Raw genomic sequence first — 15,630 nt, 5'->3', positions numbered from 1 at the left:
GACCGCATGCCCTCATTTGTCATTGCACTATTCCGGCCTTGCGGAGCCCGTCGATCATGAGTTCGAAATCGGCATGGTTCTTGTAAGGCAAGACTTTGCGACGGTATTCCAGCGAATAGTCAGGATTGACGCGAGCAGTTCCTGCCATGCCGCCCACGCGTGCCGAGATCGCTGACCGAGAGGTCGAGACTCGCCTTGACCTGGCGATGGCGTCCTCGGACAGGCAGATGGCGCCGAGCGCCGCGGCGCCCTCCAGACGCGAGGCGAATCTTCGTCCGCGCCGGCGACCGGCTGTATCCAACAACATCTGGAGCCAGGATTGCGACTAGTCTGCGATTCTCGCTCAAGGTCCGTCTCCTCATCTCCATGATAGCAGGAAGATGGAGGGCTAAGAGAGAACTTCGCAACGACGGCCAAGCAGCCGTCCGAATCGGCAACGCTCCGCCACCGGACCCACGGATGCCCATTTGCTGCCGCTTGCCGGTTGACGGCTATCGGTTCATCATTGTGAATACCCTGGCCGTGAAGGGCGTGGCGAGATCACGAGTCATGGCCCCAAGAGCGGATGATTGCAGGCCGAATCGACCTGAAATCTGAATCCATCTCTAGGTCAAAGAGACAGAGCAGGATGTGGTCCGAAAACCGCTTCACACTTTTCGGCATCATGCTCGGGTGAGGTTTCCATGGACTGCTCGGGCTGCGGTTTCGAGATTGAGGGCGGTTACGCCTTCTGTCCGAAGTGTGGCAGGCGCCAGCCTGTGCCATGCGCCAGCTGCGGCTACCCCTGCGCACCTGATTTCGAGTTCTGTCCGAAATGTGGGGCAAGCCTTGGTGCGTCCGCAAAAGCCGCCGAACGGCCTGTTCCGAAACCAAGCGGGACCATCGTGCCGCCTTCTCGAATCCTGTCGCTGCCTCCGAACATCGAAAGCTATGGGCTGCATCCCGTCTCTGACGCCGATCGCCGGACGGTAACGGTCCTGTTCGCCGACCTTTGCGGCTTCACGGCACTCAGCGAACAGCTCGACCCCGAGGTGATGCAAGCTCTGCAGAACGCGCTGTTCAAGGAATTGACGGCGGCCGTGCGAACCTTTGGCGGTTTCGTCGACAAATTCATCGGCGATGCGCTGCTCGCTTTGTTCGGTGCGCCGGTGGCGCATGAAGACGACCCGGAACGTGCGCTTTGCGCCGCTCTCGACATGATCGCCCGGACGGCGCGGCTCGGTGAAGGCACCCCCCACTCCGGCTCGCCTCTGTTACTCCACATCGGCATAAACACCGGTCCGGTTGTTACTGGCGGATTGGGCATCGGCACCGCCAAATCCTATTCGGTGACCGGCGACACCGTGAATACGGCGCAGCGCCTGCAATCGCTGGCCGCACCGGGTGAGGTGCTGGTAGGCGAACTCACTCACAGGCTGACCCGGCATGCCTTCTCTTACGAGTCGCTGGGCGATGTCGTGCTTCGCGGCAAGGCCGGCAGCGTGCTCGTCCATCGACTGGATGCACCGCTTGCGGCCCCGCGTGCAGCACGTGGGCTCGAGGCGCTCGGCCTCAGCGCGCCGATGATTGGTCGCGGTGCGGAGCTTCATAGAATGTTGGCGAGCCTTGACCAGGCGTGCGGCGGCTCGGCCCAACTTGTCCGCCTCGTCGGAGAAGCCGGTATCGGGAAATCGCGGCTGGTGAAGGAGTTCGTCGCCCGCGTCGGCGACGAGGATCGTTTTCGCAACGTCGCCGTGCGGCAGGCCGCGTGCTCACCGCTGGGCGAACAATCATTTGGCGCCTTGGACGCAGTTGTGCGCAGCGCTGCGGGGATGATGCAGAACGACAATGGGGATGAAATACGGGGGAAGCTCGCAGCCTTGCTTACCGATCTCGGCCTGCAGGGCGAAGAGGCAAAGCGACTGATGCCTTTGCTTTACCATGTGCTTGGCCTTGGCGACCCCGATGCCACCTTGCAGCATGTCGAGCCCGAGCAGCTGCGGCGGCAAATTCTTTACGCAGTCCGCACAATCATCGAACGGCGGCTTGCGTTGTCGCCGCTGTTGATTGTCGTGGAAGATCTGCACTGGGCCGACGCCGTGTCGCTCGAGGCACTGCGTTTCGTGATGGACAGGTTGGAACGCACGCGGTTGATGTTGCTGGTCACGCATCGTCCGGCGCCGGACAACGACCAGCTCGATTCAAGTCGGGTCAGTCACACGGCGCTCAGGCTTTCGCCGCTCAACAATGATGACGGACGCAGCCTGCTGGCGGCGCTTTTCGGCGAGAGCTGGGTAAACTCCGCAGGAGGGCTTCTCGGCCAGATCCTCGAGCGCGCGGGCGGCAACCCGCTCTTTTTAGAGGAGATCGTTCGCGGTCTTATCGATCGCGGTGTATTGATGCGCGAGGGCCAGCGATGGCGGACTGTGGCAGGCGAAGTCGCAACCGGCATTCCCGCCACGATCCAGGCAATGTTGCTTGCTCGGGTCGACCGGTTGCCCCAAGAGGTGCGCCGGTTGGCCCAGGAAGCCGCGGTAATTGGCCCGCGCTTCGATGCCACCCTTCTGAAAACCGTTACATCCGACCCCGGCCGGCTAGAAGCCGGCTGCGAACTGCTTTGCGATGCGGAAATCATCGAGGAAGTTGCCGGATCTGGCTCGGGCTCGTCGCAAAGCTACCGCTTTACCCAAACATTGCTGCAGGACGTGATCTACCAGAATCTGCTCCTGCAACGCCGGACCGACATCCACGGACGGGTCGGTGCTGCCTTGGAGCAACTGTGCGGCGACAAGCCGGAACGGCTCGAGGATTTGGCCGTGCTCGGTCATCATTTCGCACAGAGCGCCGAGCGGGAGAGGGGCGCGCATTACCTGCAGGCGGCGGGTGATCGCGCTCGCATGATATACGCCAACGATGACGCCCTTCGTTTCTATGAGCGAGCACTGACCGCATTGGGTGCGATCGGGCAAACACCGCTCAAACTGGCAATTGCAGAGCGCATTGCCGATCTGAGCGGCCCGGCAGGCCGCCGCCAGGTCGCGCACCACCACTACGAGGCGGTGTTGCTGGCATACCGCCAGTCGGCAGATCGTGTCGCTTCGGCGCGCGTTTTGCGTAAGGTCGGTCGGCTGCTCTGGGACGTCGGCAAGCGGGACAACGCAGAATCCCGCTATGCTGAAGCGGCAGCGCTCCTCGATGGAGCGGATGCCCCGATCGAGCAGGCGCATCTCTGGCAAGAACGTGGCCGACAGGCGTTCCGGAGCGGAGATCACTCCCTCGCGGCAAAATGGGCGGACGCGGCGCTGGATTGCGTACGCACTTTGACGACGGAGCATGTTTCCGACGTAGGACGCGATGCCACTCTTGTGACCGCCGAGGCACTTAATACCAAGGCTGTTGCGCTGGCTCGCCTCGGACGAAACCGTGAAGCCGTTGGCCAGGTCGAGCGCAGCATTGAATTGGCCGAAGCCGCAGGTCTGCTGGGTGCGGCCTGCCGCGGCTACACCAATCTCGGCGTGCTCTACACGACTATCGATCCGGCAAAGGCGATGGAGGTCTGTCGGCGCGGTCTGGACGTGGCGCGCCATATTGGTGATCTGGGTTTCCAGGCCCGCCTCCTCGCCAATCTGGCGGTCGCTTGTTGTACTTTCACGGATCGCTGTCCAACGGAGGGCGTGCCTGCCGCCGAGAAGGCTATCGAGATCGACCGGGCGCTCGACCAGCGCGAGCACCTGCCGGTGCCGTTGATCGTGCTTGGGCAGATCCACCAGTGCAATGGCCGTCCTGAACTGGCGGTTGGCCTGTTCCACGAAGCACTGGACGTCGCCCGCGAAATGGGCGAGCCCCAACTGCTCTTTCCGTGCTATGATGGTCTCGCAACGCTTAATCTGGACCTCGACAATCTGGCCGAGGCCGAACGCTACTTTTCCCTGGCGCAGGGTATATGCGCCCAGCACGGGCTCGACCCGGAAGCGCTTGTGGTGCTGCCTTTTCTCGACTAGCCGGGGTTAGGGGTTGGAAATGTCCGCGCCTAGTGACTTGGTACCGCTTCAACCGGGCGACCGTGCGCCGAACCTGGTGCTTGACGCCATTACCCAGGAAGGCAAGATCGCCCTCGATGACTTTCGCGGGCAAAAACCAGTGCTGGTCGGCCTGTTTCGAGGTCTGCATTGTGCCTTCTGCCGGCGCCACATCGCCGCCCAGGCGCGGCTTGATCCGGAGCTGCGCGAAAGGGGCGTGGAGAGCCTGACGGTGGTCAACACGCCGATCGAACGAGCGCGTCTCTATTTCCGCTACCACCCGATGCCGAACCTGCTTGCGGCCTCCGACCCTGAACGCGCTTCACATCGTGCTTTTGGACTACCCAATCTCGAATTCACCCAAAACGAGACGAACTGGCCGTACAAGGTCTCGATGGCAGCAGCGAAGGATATGCGGGTCGACATACCAGGCGAGTTGCCCGGTCCCATGGATCCTTTTGCAGCGAGCGAAATCCTCGATAGGAAGGACCCTTACGAAGTGACCGAAGCCGACGAACAGATGATCGCAACAGGACACGGACAATTGGTCGGTCAATTCCTGCTGGACAGGCAGGGAATTGTCCGCTGGAGTTTCACGGAGGTTCCGGAGGGGGGGCGATACATGTTTGGGGCGCCCAACCCGAAGGAACTGATGTCAGCTGTGTCGCAAGTCGCCCAACGAGGTCCCGTTTGATCAAATCTTCACGTTAATAATTTGCGGCTTGAGATGCAGTGCGCTCCAGCGTCGGCAAGCGACAATCAGGCTGGGAGCCGCCACATTCGTACACGACCTGCGCCACGCAATTCCGTTTCCTCAAGTGGATCGCAAGCAAATTTTGGTCCCAGCAGTTGGCGCGTTGCATCGGAAATACGGATTTCACTGGGCTCCGCGGACGTTTGAATACGCGAGGCGAGATTAACGGTCTCGCCCCACAAGTCATAGGCGAACCGTCTTTTGCCTATGACGCCAGCGACGATCGGTCCCGAGTGAATTCCAATTCTCAGTCTTATCGGTTCTCCTGCGAAGCTCTCGCGTTTGACCGCCTTGCGCAGTTCAACTGCGTAGTGCGCGAGGGCTTGTGCATGATCGGATCGCGCGGTGGGCAGGCCCGCGACCACCATCACACAATCGCCGATTGTCTTGATCTTTTCGCAGCCGTGTCGTTCCGCGAGTCGATCCGCCGCCTTGAAGAAGTAATTCAAGATAGCGAGCGTCGTCACCGCTCCGACGCTGCGCGCTCTTTCCGTAAAACCGACGATGTCGGCAAAAAGCACACTCACCTCTGCGTGGTTGTCTGCAATTTTCTTGTGCGCTTTCAACCGCTCCGCGATCGATGCCGGAAGAATGTTGAGGAGCAGGGCTTCGGCGCGCTGGTATTCACGCGACAATCCCTCCTGACTCTTCCTCAACGCCTCATTGGCCGAATGTAACTTCTCGTTGAGTTGGCGCTCCCTCTCTTGCAGAAGAGTCATTTCATAAGCCTTCTGTTGAAGCCGCTGCTTGTTGTCGCGTTCGGCAGTGGCATCAAGAAAGAGCAGCCACACGCAGTCATCATCAGCAAAAAGATGAAGGTCCGCGACACGCCCGCTGGGCAGTTCGACCATAGGCATATGAAATGGAAGCTCCGGGCAAGGCAGCAAACCTTCCATGAATTCAAGCTGATCGGCAACAGGCTTACCGATGCGAAGGGATGAGAGCCCGTAATGTTGAACGTTACCGCCCTTCGCCGCTGTCCGCAGCTGGGCGTCAATTTTCACATACGCAATAGCACGCTCGTTGTAGAAGAAATCGTAAATCCAGTTTCCGATCTCTCTTGGCAATCTTTGCATGGTCTATTTGGTGACCATCGAAGCGAGTTTAAGAAACGCATCATCGACATGCTCACCCGAGAGCGCACTTGTCAGATAGACCTGCCATCCACGTTGCCTCAGTTCGTCGATTTCTCTATCCGGTATTACCCACCGATCGGCCAGATCTGATTTGTTGAAAAGCAATACGAACGGCATAGCACCGAATTCAGCCTCGACCCGCTCGCGCAGCGTGAGCGCGGCGGTAAGGGTAGCGGCGCGGGTTCCATCGACGACAAGCACGAGGCCTGTCGCACCTCGCACATGGCTGACGCGGAATGAGCCGATATCATCTTCGCCGGCCAAATCCCATAAAATCAGATCCACTGTTTTGTCCGGGAGTGCGACACTCTTTTTGTCGATCTTCACTCCCACCGTGGTCAAGTAGGTTTCTGAAAAGATGCTTTTCACAAACCTGCGGACCAGGCTCGTCTTTCCGACAGAGAACCCGCCCAGCATACAGATCTTTTTTTGCAACATCTTGGGCTCCGCCCTAGTCCAGGTTTACCGTAACCGAAACCCGGCGATTGGTGGAGCTACCAGCCTGACTATTTTCAGGCACCGCCGGTTCAAAGGTACCCGCACCCCGAACCAGCAGCAGTTCCGGAGCGACGCCGCGCTTTTTGAGAAGCGCACGAACTGTCTCGGCACGGGCGGCGCTGATCGACGCGTTGGCCGTCTCACGGCCCGTGGTGTCCGAATGGCCGGTCAACATGAACCGCGCAGTTACGCCTGACTTGCGGGCACTTTGGGCGAATTCCTTTATTTGATCCGCCAATCTGTCGAGAACCGGCGTCTGCTCTGGTCCCGGCACAACTTTGCCGGAAGAGAAGAAAATATCGGTCGTCTGGATGGCCTCTCTCAAATGATTGAGCTCTGCAAGGTCCAGTTCACGCAGCTGCGAGACATCCAGAACCACTCCGTCCGCCGAAAGTTGTTCAGCGGCGGCCTGCGCCCGGTTGATCCAGGCGGCAGGAGCCTCGCCCACGACAACGATGCGACCCTGGATGATCGAAAGTCGGACCGATTTCGGCGGCGTCAGCGACGCCGTCAGCCGCTTCACCACAAACTTCGGATCAAGGCTCTGGTAGAATTGCCACTGTGAATGAACGCGGGCAGGATCGACCTCCGTTCCGGACAGCAGAGCTTGCGGGTCGGCGGCAAGCGGGTCTCGCAGGCCGGAAATATAGAAATGTCCACCCCTGGCCGATTGTTGGGCGACGACAATTCCCGGTTGGGCCTCAAGTCGCGACACATAATACTGCCAGTGCTCCGCCGCGCGTGCTTCGGGGCTCACATCACGAACCTTGGAGATGTCGAATTCCGGTCCGCCTGCCGAAAGCTGTCGGGCCGCTGCGCGCGCCCGATCTATCCAGGTGTCGGGAGCCTCGCCCTCGGCAATGATGCGATCATTGACGATCGAAAGTCGTACTGTATCTGGCGGATACAGCGACGCCGTCAGCCGTTTCAACACGAACTCCGGCTCAAGGCTCTGATAGAATTGCCATTGTGAATGAACCCGGGCGGGATCGACCTGCGTTCCAGACAACAGCGACTGAGGGTCGTCGGCAAGCGGGTCTCTCAGGCCGGCAATATAGAATTGGCCGTCGCGTATCTTTTGTTGTGCAACGATGATGCCCGGCTGGGCCTCCAGTCGCGACACATAGGCCTGCCAGCGCTTCGCCTCGAGTACTTCGGGGCTTACGTCACGAACCTTGGAGATGTCGAATTCCGGTCCGCCTGCCGAAAGCTGTCGGGCCGCTGCGCGCGCCCGATCTATCCAGGTGTCGGGAGCCTCGCCCTCGGCAATGATGCGATCATTGACGATCGAAAGTCGTACTGTATCTGGCGGATACAGCGACGCCGTCAGCCGTTTCAACACGAACTCCGGCTCAAGGCTCTGATAGAATTGCCATTGTGAATGAACCCGGGCGGGATCGACCTGCGTTCCAGACAACAGCGACTGAGGGTCGTCGGCAAGCGGGTCTCTCAGGCCGGCAATATAGAATTGGCCGTCGCGTATCTTTTGTTGTGCAACGATGATGCCCGGCTGGGCCTCCAGTCGCGACACATAGGCCTGCCAGCGCTTCGCCTCGAGTACTTCGGGGCTTACGTCACGAACCTTGGAGATGTCGAATTCCGGTCCGCCTGCCGAAAGCTGTCGGGCCGCTGCACGCGCCCGATCTATCCAGGTGTCGGGGGCCTCACCCTCGGCAACGATGCGCTCATTGTCGATTGATAGTCGTACTGAATCCGGCGGAGCCAGCGACGCCTTCAGCCGCTTCAGCACGAACTCCGGTTCAAGGCTCTGATAGAATTGCCACTGCGAATGAACCTGGGCGGGATCGACCTCAGTTCCAGACAACAGGGACTGCGGGTCGGCGGCAAGCGGGTCTCTCAGGCCGGCAATATAGAATTGGCCGTCGCGCGCCTGTTGTTCGGCAACGATGATGCCCGGCTGGGCCTCCAGTCGCGACACGTAGGCCTGCCAGCGCGACACATAAGCTTGCCAGCGCTGCGCTGATTGCCAGGAAAGAAAGTACCAACCGCCTGCCAGGCTCAAAAGCAGCAGGGCAACCACCGCCACCAGCCACGGAAATCCCTCGTTTGATTCCTCCTGCTTGAGCTCGACGCAGGTCTGCAACTGCGCCTCTACGCTGGCCAACTGCGAACCGTCGCCGTCAAACTGCTCTAAAGCCTGTGAGGATTCCTCATGGATGCGAAGCAATACATCGCGAACTATTTCATGCAATCCCTCTGGCGGATTTCCCCGGATCACCGAAACCAGGGTCGCAAACGGTCCAACTTCTGACCAGAGACGAAGGTCGCCAAAACGAATTGTGTCCAGGCCGCTCTGCTCTTTCTCGTTAAACGAGTCCTTCACAAAATCCTGAATTGCACTAAGCATCGAAGAGATGAGTTGAGGATCTTCGCTCGTTGCATTATCGGCGGTTACATGCGCTATCAAAAGACCGGAATTACGGTGAATGAGAAAGGCATGCTCTATACGATAAACAAGAGAGTGCTTAAGAACAACTTCCGAAAAGCTTGCTCCTGTCCTCCAAGATTCAAATCTCCACTTGAGCCCATGCCAGGTAAATATATGTCTTAGAGTTTCGTTCAGCGACTGAAAGGTCTGGTCGATCTTTTCCCCGATCGACTTGCGAATTGCCGGCAGAAACACCGGGTATAATATATCCGTCAGTGTGCGCGGGCTCTTCTGGATTGACCGTTGCACAGCCCTTTCGACAGCTGGCGCAAGCGCCTCGCCGAGCTGCGCATGAGGCGCTCGCGCGGCCGCACTGGGAAGAATGTCGCCCACTGCTGCCGCAAGCTGCTCGGGTTCGTCCAGCAGATGCGTAACTCGTGAAAGCTCCGAAATTTCGCGGCTGACCAGCAACTGGCGCAGCGTTTCCATGCGAGGATCGGCGGTTGGGACTCCGTCGAAACGCGCACGATAGTCCGGATCAACGTTCCGGGCAATTTCGACCAAAAGACGAGCCAGAGCCTCGCGATCAATTTCTGTATCGTTCGAGGCTGTTCTTTGTGGAAGACTGATTGGGTCGACGGTTGACGTCAAGGTCCCATCAACTCACTTTCCAGCTACGATCCGAGTTGCCCTTGCTGCCGACGGGATCCTGATTCAGACATTTCGCAACCTCTACAAACAGGCCAGCCAAAAGATTTCGGTCGGTCTTAACGTTGCTGAGATCGGCAAACATTTTCTCAATCAGCATCTGAACGCCTTCATTCTTCTGCTTGATTTCCTCACGCAGCAAATGATCGTTTCGATTTATCCGGTCCGAAACGTCCCGCTCAAGCGCGCTCAATTGATCCGACAACGCACGCACCTGCTTTTCAAGTGCCTGGTTTTGCTCGCGAAGATTCCGGTCAATCTCCTTGTCGGCATCGGCTCGTGAGTCTTTTTCGTTCCGCAATTGCGCCGCGAGCGAATCGATCTGCTTCTTTGCATTTGACTCGTACATCTCAAGATTGCGCTTGGCTTCGGATTCGACATCCTTGAAGCGTTGCAACACCCGTTCTTCAAGCTTGGAAAAACGGCGGTCATAGTCCTGCATCTGGTTGCCGAACAGCAGATCGCGTATCTTGTCGACACCTACGGCGTCGCCGGCGCCCCCGTTTTCGCGAACCTGGGCCGCCATGAAGTTCAGCCCGCTTCCGTCTGCATTACCAATCAAATTTGCGTCCGCCTTGTTTGCGGAGGAAACGGCACTCGAAGTACTCGAAGATTCCTTGGCCATCCTTATACCCCTCTATTTGAACACCTGCCACAGTGCAGAGACCCATAAACAGATGAAGATGCCAGCAAAATCCGCGACCCGCAAGCCGGAATCTTCTTGGCGCAAGCCAATTTGGGTGCTCTTTTTACACCTCTTGCACTGGCAGAAAAAGCACCAGTACCGCTAGGTGTTGCTCTCACCCCTCTCTGTGATAGCAACCATAGCCATTTAACCTAATTGGCTATCGGGCGAAATCTACTATGAAGCTGAGTGATACAATGGTATTATGTATATCTATTTAGGCAGATTTAAGTAACAAGTTTTTATTAGAAATTGCTAAAATAGCTATTCCAGCGGGCAGCATATTGCCTCTCGCTCCGCTATATACTGCCACCATCAGCTTCCGGCGCGAGCTCAACAGTAGAAGGAGCATCTTCTTTTCACACGAGGAATCGCCGATCGAGAATGCAGCCCGGAATCGCGGTGTTTCGGTCGATAGGAGAGAGCAATAGGCCCCAATAGCTGGCAGTCATTCAACCAAAGCTTCAGTGGGCTTGCATTGTTGCGTCGTCGATTGCAAAGGACGCCAGTTTGCCATAGCCAAGTGCCAGGGACCGCAGCTTGTGGTCATGGTGCCGATTTCAGGGATCGACATGAGTATGCGGCATGCTTGGTTTTGACGTGCATCTGCGACAGCCGGCGCCCGATCTCGGCGGCACGGATGAAATGCTGCGCCAGGCTTCTAACGTCGCTAGCAGGACAGGAGCAAGCTCGCCCTGCAGCCAAATGGCGGCGCGACGGCTCGGAAGAGTTCACGGGAGACTGTTTGGACGCAGCATCATCGATGACCGTTTCCTTTGGCGGGAAATCGCCGGCTATGTCTTGGGACTCTTGTACCTTCGAACCAGGCGTGGGTAAGACGGCATGGCGCATAATCCATTGGTTTCAATCGTGGTTCCTGCGCACAACGCAGAGGTAACGCTGGCGCGCGCACTCGATTGCCTCCTCGATCAGGAAATCGTGGATTGGGAGGCAATCATCGTCGACGACGCCTCCACGGACCGCACCCCCGCGATCATTGCCGGTTATGTGGAGCAAGATGCCCGATTTCGGACGTTGAGTTCTTGCGCGCATGGCCCCGCCGGCGCGCGCAATAGCGGGATTTCGGCGGCGCGCGGCCACTGGCTCATGTTTCTGGATGCACACGATTGGGTAGACGCCAGCTTCCTCGCGAAAATGCTAGCCGCACTGGAGGCCGCGCCCGGTTCAGTGGCCGCCTATTGCGGCTCTCAGTGCGTGATGCCCGATGGCGAACTTATTCCGTTGAGCATCTCGTCAGAGGTTGCGATCCAGCCCTTTGAAACATTTGCCCGCCGGTGTGCCATCGCCACTCACGCGCTGCTGGTCGACCGGGAGACAATCGTCGAGTTAGGCGGTTTCGATGTGTCGCTGCGCACATGCGACGACTGGGATCTGTGGCAGCGCCTCGCCCGTCTCGGCAGGAATTGGGTAATGGTCGACGAGCCGCTCGCCTTTTACCGGGCTAGCTCCAACTCGCTCACCCGCAATTCATCTCAGATGCTGGCCGACGCGGAAATCGTGATCGCCCGTGGCTTCTCTGCCGACTCCAGAGTCAAACACCCGTTGACTATCCACGCCAACGGAGCGAACTCGACGGATGGCCGCACCGCTTCCGAAGCACTCGCGTGGTTCGCATTTTGGAACGCCGCGTCGGATTGCGGCGGCGGGTCGGGCTCGATCAACCCGCAGTCCCTGCGCGCGCTTCCGGCCGGACGCAAGTGGGCGAGTGAGATCGCCAAGGTAGCCGTCAACGGCCTTGCGGTGGGAAGCCTGTCTGTGCCGGCGCAACTGGCTGCCAGGTGGGGAAGGTTCGGCGGCGCCATCACCGAGTTGATTACCGAACTTGGCAAGGTCTGGGCCAATCCCGCGGCGGCTCGCCGCATCCAGTATCAGCTTGAGCAAATGCTTCTCGACGCCGACGATCTTGGCGCGCCGCGCAGGCTGGCGCGAACACTTGGAATCCGCGTCGACGCTCGAAATCCGACCTCGACCGAACTGCCGGAAGGAATCGACCAAATCTATGCCTACCTGATGATGGATGGCCACATCGAGGCCGTCGTACAATTCGGCGTGCTCGGGACAGTGACAAGGGATCATTGGATTGAACTGATCCGGTATTTCGCACCGCAAAAGGAGGCTGGCGCCAACACTCCGAACACGCTTCCAGCCGGGGCATTGTCAGGCACAGCCGAACGCGGGCCTGATCCGGACAGCCACTTCGGCAAACTCGCGCGATTGGCTGCGCAAGCGCGGGAATTGGTCCGGTCGAGCGCCGAACCAGCGGAGCCTCCCGCGGCGCCGCGCCGCGCACGGCACAGGCACGACAAGGATCGCACGTCGTTCTGGAATGGCTATTTCGCGACCGAGGATCCCTGGAACTACGGTTCGTCCTATGAGCAGGAAAAATATGAGCGGCAGCTCGAGATTCTGCCTGCCGGTCCCATCGGACGGGCGCTTGAGCTGGCCTGCGCGGAGGGCCACTTCACGCGGCAGCTGGCGCCGCGAGTGGGCCATCTGACCGCAACCGACATCTCCGCCATAGCCGTCGGACGGGCCCGCGCGCGATGCAGCGATCAGCCGAATATTGAATTCGGCGTACTGGATTTCTCCGCCGACACGCTGCCGGGTGAGATGGATCTGATCTTCTGTTCGGAAGTGCTCTACTATCTGGATGATCTCGCCGAGTTGCGGCGCATTGCCAAAAAATTCGCAGAGGCGTTGGCGCCTGGCGGCAGTTTCATCAGCGCCCACGCATTCGTGCTGCGTGACAATGTTGAAAGGACGGGCTTCGACTGGAACACATTCGGGGCACAAGCGATCTCAGAGGCGCTCGCAGCGACCGAAGGTCTCGTCCTCGAGCAGTCGATCCAGACCGAGCTCTATCGCATAGACCGATTCCGCCGCCTGTCACCGGACGATGTGGTGACGGAACCGAGGATTGATCATGCGCCGATCCGCGCGCCTATCGGACTCGGGGTCGCCCGAAATATCGTCTGGGGCGGGGCGCGGGCCTTGCGCCGCGACGTCGCGCGCAGCGAGCGGCGGCCACGTATCCCTGTCCTCATGTACCACAGCGTCGCCGAAGAAGGTCCGGCCGCCCTCGCCCGTTTTCGGCTAACGCCCGCCGCATTCGCCAGCCAGATGGCATGGCTGCGCGCCAATGGCTTTCACGCGACCACGTCCGAGCAACTGGAACGGTCCATCGCCAACCGTCAGCCTTTCGCTGGCCGCCCAGTGCTCATCACCTTCGATGACGGCTTCCAGAATTTTGCCGACCATGCCTGGCCAACCTTGCGCGCGAACGACCTGACCGCGGAAGTGTTCCTGGTGACTGACCTGGTGGGTGAAAGCGCGCAGTGGGATTCCGAAAACGGTCCGCCGACGCAGCTTATGGATGCCAGGACGGTGCGGCGGCTCGCCGCCGAAGGTGCGCTCTTCGGAAGCCATCTCGCGACGCATCGCGCGATCGATGGTCTGTCGAGTTCTGACTTGGCCGCCGAACTGCTGCGCTCTCGTATGTTCATCGAACATTGGACCGGTCGGCCAACCTCGGCGTTCGCGGCACCCTTCTCTGTCACCGACCGACGGCTCGGCAGACTGGCCAAGGAGTCCGGCTATCGGATCGGCTTCGGCAGCAGACACGGGCCGGCGGACCTTAATTGCGATCCCATCGACCTTCCACGCATCGAGATTCGCGGGGATCGCTCGCTCGACGACTTTGTCGCCACCGTCGAGGCCATGCTCGATTAAACGGTGAATTTGTCACGGTCATCGGTCCCGCTCACGTACGCAAGATCGACGAAACGCTCCGCACTCGCCAGACTGCCGCGATCGCTCGATGTCACCCCGAGATCGGAATGACCTGCCCCGGCGGCTGAGTAAACACTGCCAAAATACCCGGCGCATCAGCATATTCAAGCGTGGCATGCGTGGCACCTATCAGCCCTGCGCAGAAAGCATCTGCACCGCTACCTCTCCGAATATGGCTTCCGCCATAATTCACGCGCAGCCCCTGGCATGAACGACGATGCGTGGGCCGGTCGCAGCCTTGATGGTATCGTCGGCAAACGCTCGGGTTACTTCATACGGAAGCGACGCCGCTTAAGCCGACCCAGTGCAGCTAACTGTATTCGGTAGCCGCTTTTCCCGAGCAGATGGATTTCAGATTACGAGCGAATAAGTAAACGTCTCCGAAGTAGTTCGGATACATTTCAGCAAGCTTTTCTTTCTTATCCACCTCGACCAAGACAGCCTTCACCTCACTGCCCCTTAGCTCGATTTTTTGCTCGATCTCTTTCAATTTTCGCGCGCCTGATGTAATTACCCTGAAATGATCGACAGTCAGTTTATTATCTTTCCCATATTGAAGCAAATAGTATCGCGTTTTTTCCGCTTGCCGTATAAAATTTTCTGGGAATCGGGTAGTGTTCTTGATTTTTTTTAGTATGCCGATCGCATCTATACGCTTGTTGAGATCCCGCAATTCTCGAACCCGGTCATTGTGATCCGGAACACTTACATGAACGGGGCACTGCTCAACGTGCGCGAATTCCGCCGACATAAGCTGGAAAAGGCGAAGCCAATCTTGGTCGCCCTCTCCGTGCTTCAAATCCTGGCCCCGGAATAGCCCGACAGCCTCAACCGCAGTTGCCCATGAGTGCTGAAGCTTGGTACGAACTTGCAACTCGATGCGTCGTCCGTCGAAAGCCTCGGTGTCGGCATCTCGGGATCGGTATTTGAAAACAACATGGTGACTTCGATACCCGTCCGGCTTCGGCTCATCGATATAGTTAAACTCCCTAGAGTGGATCTCATGGGGGAACTTGTCTCGCATCGATGCGAGAAGCGAGCGAACACCTTTGATATCGGCCATGATCGCCCGGCAACCGCCGATGTCGTTCATGGTGTCCAAATTGGTGGTGGACTCTCGAAGCTTCCGACGAATGGATGCCATGCGCTTTGGCCGGGATGCCATGTCGCCCTCCAGTCGCAGGGCTCTTATGTGATGACGGACAGAGAACCGAACGCTGCGCATCGGCAGAAAGTGCGAGTCGCGCCAGCTATTGGCGATTGAGAAGATTTCGAGTGCGTCCACATACTGGCCGACAGTGATGTCTCGTCCGAACTGAATAGGTTGTGCCAGCCGGTCGCCTGCCTTGCGAACGGCTTTCATGCTGTAGGCAAGGCGCGGGTACTCAGTCATTGGAGCCAAGAAGTCATGGTAGCCCGCCTCATTCTGGACTGGCGGGACTATCGCAGGGGAATCAGATCCCAAGAGTCATATCCGTTTGGGTAAGCGAAGTACCATAGCGCGCGACATCGGATCTCCGCGAGCGAGATACCGTCTCGGCCGTATCTGCCTAGATCGCGCCCCTGGACATGACGCGGACGTACATGCCGCCACGCTCAGGCGGCTTTCCACTACAGCCATCGCCGCCGCCGACACCGAACCATCGCCACCG

General features: G+C 58.8%; 9 protein-coding genes and 1 pseudogene. 4 read left to right on the top strand and 6 right to left on the bottom strand.

The genetic code is table 11. From position 1 onward, the window contains the following. Window positions 1–19: 19 nt before the first annotated feature. Window positions 20–148: a hypothetical protein gene (locus EOB80_RS35820; protein ID WP_281035284.1), complete on the bottom strand. Its 129-nt coding sequence runs from the start codon at window positions 146–148 to the stop codon at window positions 20–22. 535 nt (window positions 149–683) lie between these two features. On the opposite strand from EOB80_RS35820, the gene EOB80_RS05110 reads away from it, so the two are divergent. Both EOB80_RS05110 and EOB80_RS05105 read left to right on the top strand, forming a co-directional pair. Beyond that, on the top strand, window positions 684–3,980 hold the full coding sequence (locus EOB80_RS05110; protein WP_127326875.1) for an adenylate/guanylate cyclase domain-containing protein: 3,297 nt from the start codon (window positions 684–686) through the stop codon (window positions 3,978–3,980). Window positions 3,981–3,999: 19 nt separating this feature from the next. Next, window positions 4,000–4,692: a redoxin domain-containing protein gene (locus EOB80_RS05105; RefSeq protein ID WP_127319629.1), complete on the top strand. Its 693-nt coding sequence runs from the start codon at window positions 4,000–4,002 to the stop codon at window positions 4,690–4,692. Window positions 4,693–4,757: 65 nt separating this feature from the next. On the opposite strand, the gene EOB80_RS05100 is transcribed toward EOB80_RS05105, so the two are convergent. The 4 genes from EOB80_RS05100 to EOB80_RS05085 are packed head-to-tail and all read right to left on the bottom strand — an operon-like array spanning window position 4,758 to window position 10,108. Beyond that, window positions 4,758–5,828 (bottom strand): adenylate/guanylate cyclase domain-containing protein, encoded by a 1,071-nt coding sequence (locus tag EOB80_RS05100; protein ID WP_127319614.1) that lies wholly within the window; start codon window positions 5,826–5,828, stop codon window positions 4,758–4,760. A gap of 3 nt (window positions 5,829–5,831) precedes the next feature. Continuing rightward, complete coding sequence (locus tag EOB80_RS05095; RefSeq protein ID WP_023809564.1) at window positions 5,832–6,326, bottom strand: Rab family GTPase; 495 nt, start codon at window positions 6,324–6,326, stop codon at window positions 5,832–5,834. Window positions 6,327–6,339: 13 nt separating this feature from the next. Further along, complete coding sequence (locus EOB80_RS05090) at window positions 6,340–9,426, bottom strand: OmpA family protein (RefSeq protein WP_127326874.1); 3,087 nt, start codon at window positions 9,424–9,426, stop codon at window positions 6,340–6,342. 7 nt (window positions 9,427–9,433) lie between these two features. After that, complete coding sequence (locus EOB80_RS05085) at window positions 9,434–10,108, bottom strand: hypothetical protein (protein WP_031212622.1); 675 nt, start codon at window positions 10,106–10,108, stop codon at window positions 9,434–9,436. Between the two features lie 903 nt (window positions 10,109–11,011). On the opposite strand from EOB80_RS05085, the gene EOB80_RS05080 reads away from it, so the two are divergent. Together EOB80_RS05080 and EOB80_RS35030 are read left to right on the top strand one after the other, a co-directional pair. Continuing rightward, window positions 11,012–13,918 carry a trifunctional glycosyltransferase/class I SAM-dependent methyltransferase/polysaccharide deacetylase gene (locus tag EOB80_RS05080; RefSeq protein WP_127326873.1) on the top strand — a complete coding sequence of 969 codons (2,907 nt, stop codon included), beginning with the start codon at window positions 11,012–11,014 and terminating at the stop codon, window positions 13,916–13,918. 157 nt (window positions 13,919–14,075) lie between these two features. Continuing rightward, window positions 14,076–14,305 (top strand): annotated as a pseudogene (locus EOB80_RS35030) (hypothetical protein); the annotation flags it as partial. Here the strand turns inward: EOB80_RS35030 and EOB80_RS05070 are convergent. Continuing rightward, on the bottom strand, window positions 14,289–15,341 hold the full coding sequence (locus EOB80_RS05070; protein ID WP_206516792.1) for a RelA/SpoT domain-containing protein: 1,053 nt from the start codon (window positions 15,339–15,341) through the stop codon (window positions 14,289–14,291). The pseudogene EOB80_RS35030 and the gene EOB80_RS05070 sit on opposite strands and share 17 nt — an antisense overlap. Window positions 15,342–15,630 lie beyond the last annotated feature (289 nt).

Source organism: Mesorhizobium sp. M7A.F.Ca.MR.245.00.0.0, from assembly GCF_003997415.1.
GTDB lineage: Bacteria > Pseudomonadota > Alphaproteobacteria > Rhizobiales > Rhizobiaceae > Mesorhizobium.
This window is presented reverse-complemented; position numbering and strand designations above follow the sequence as displayed.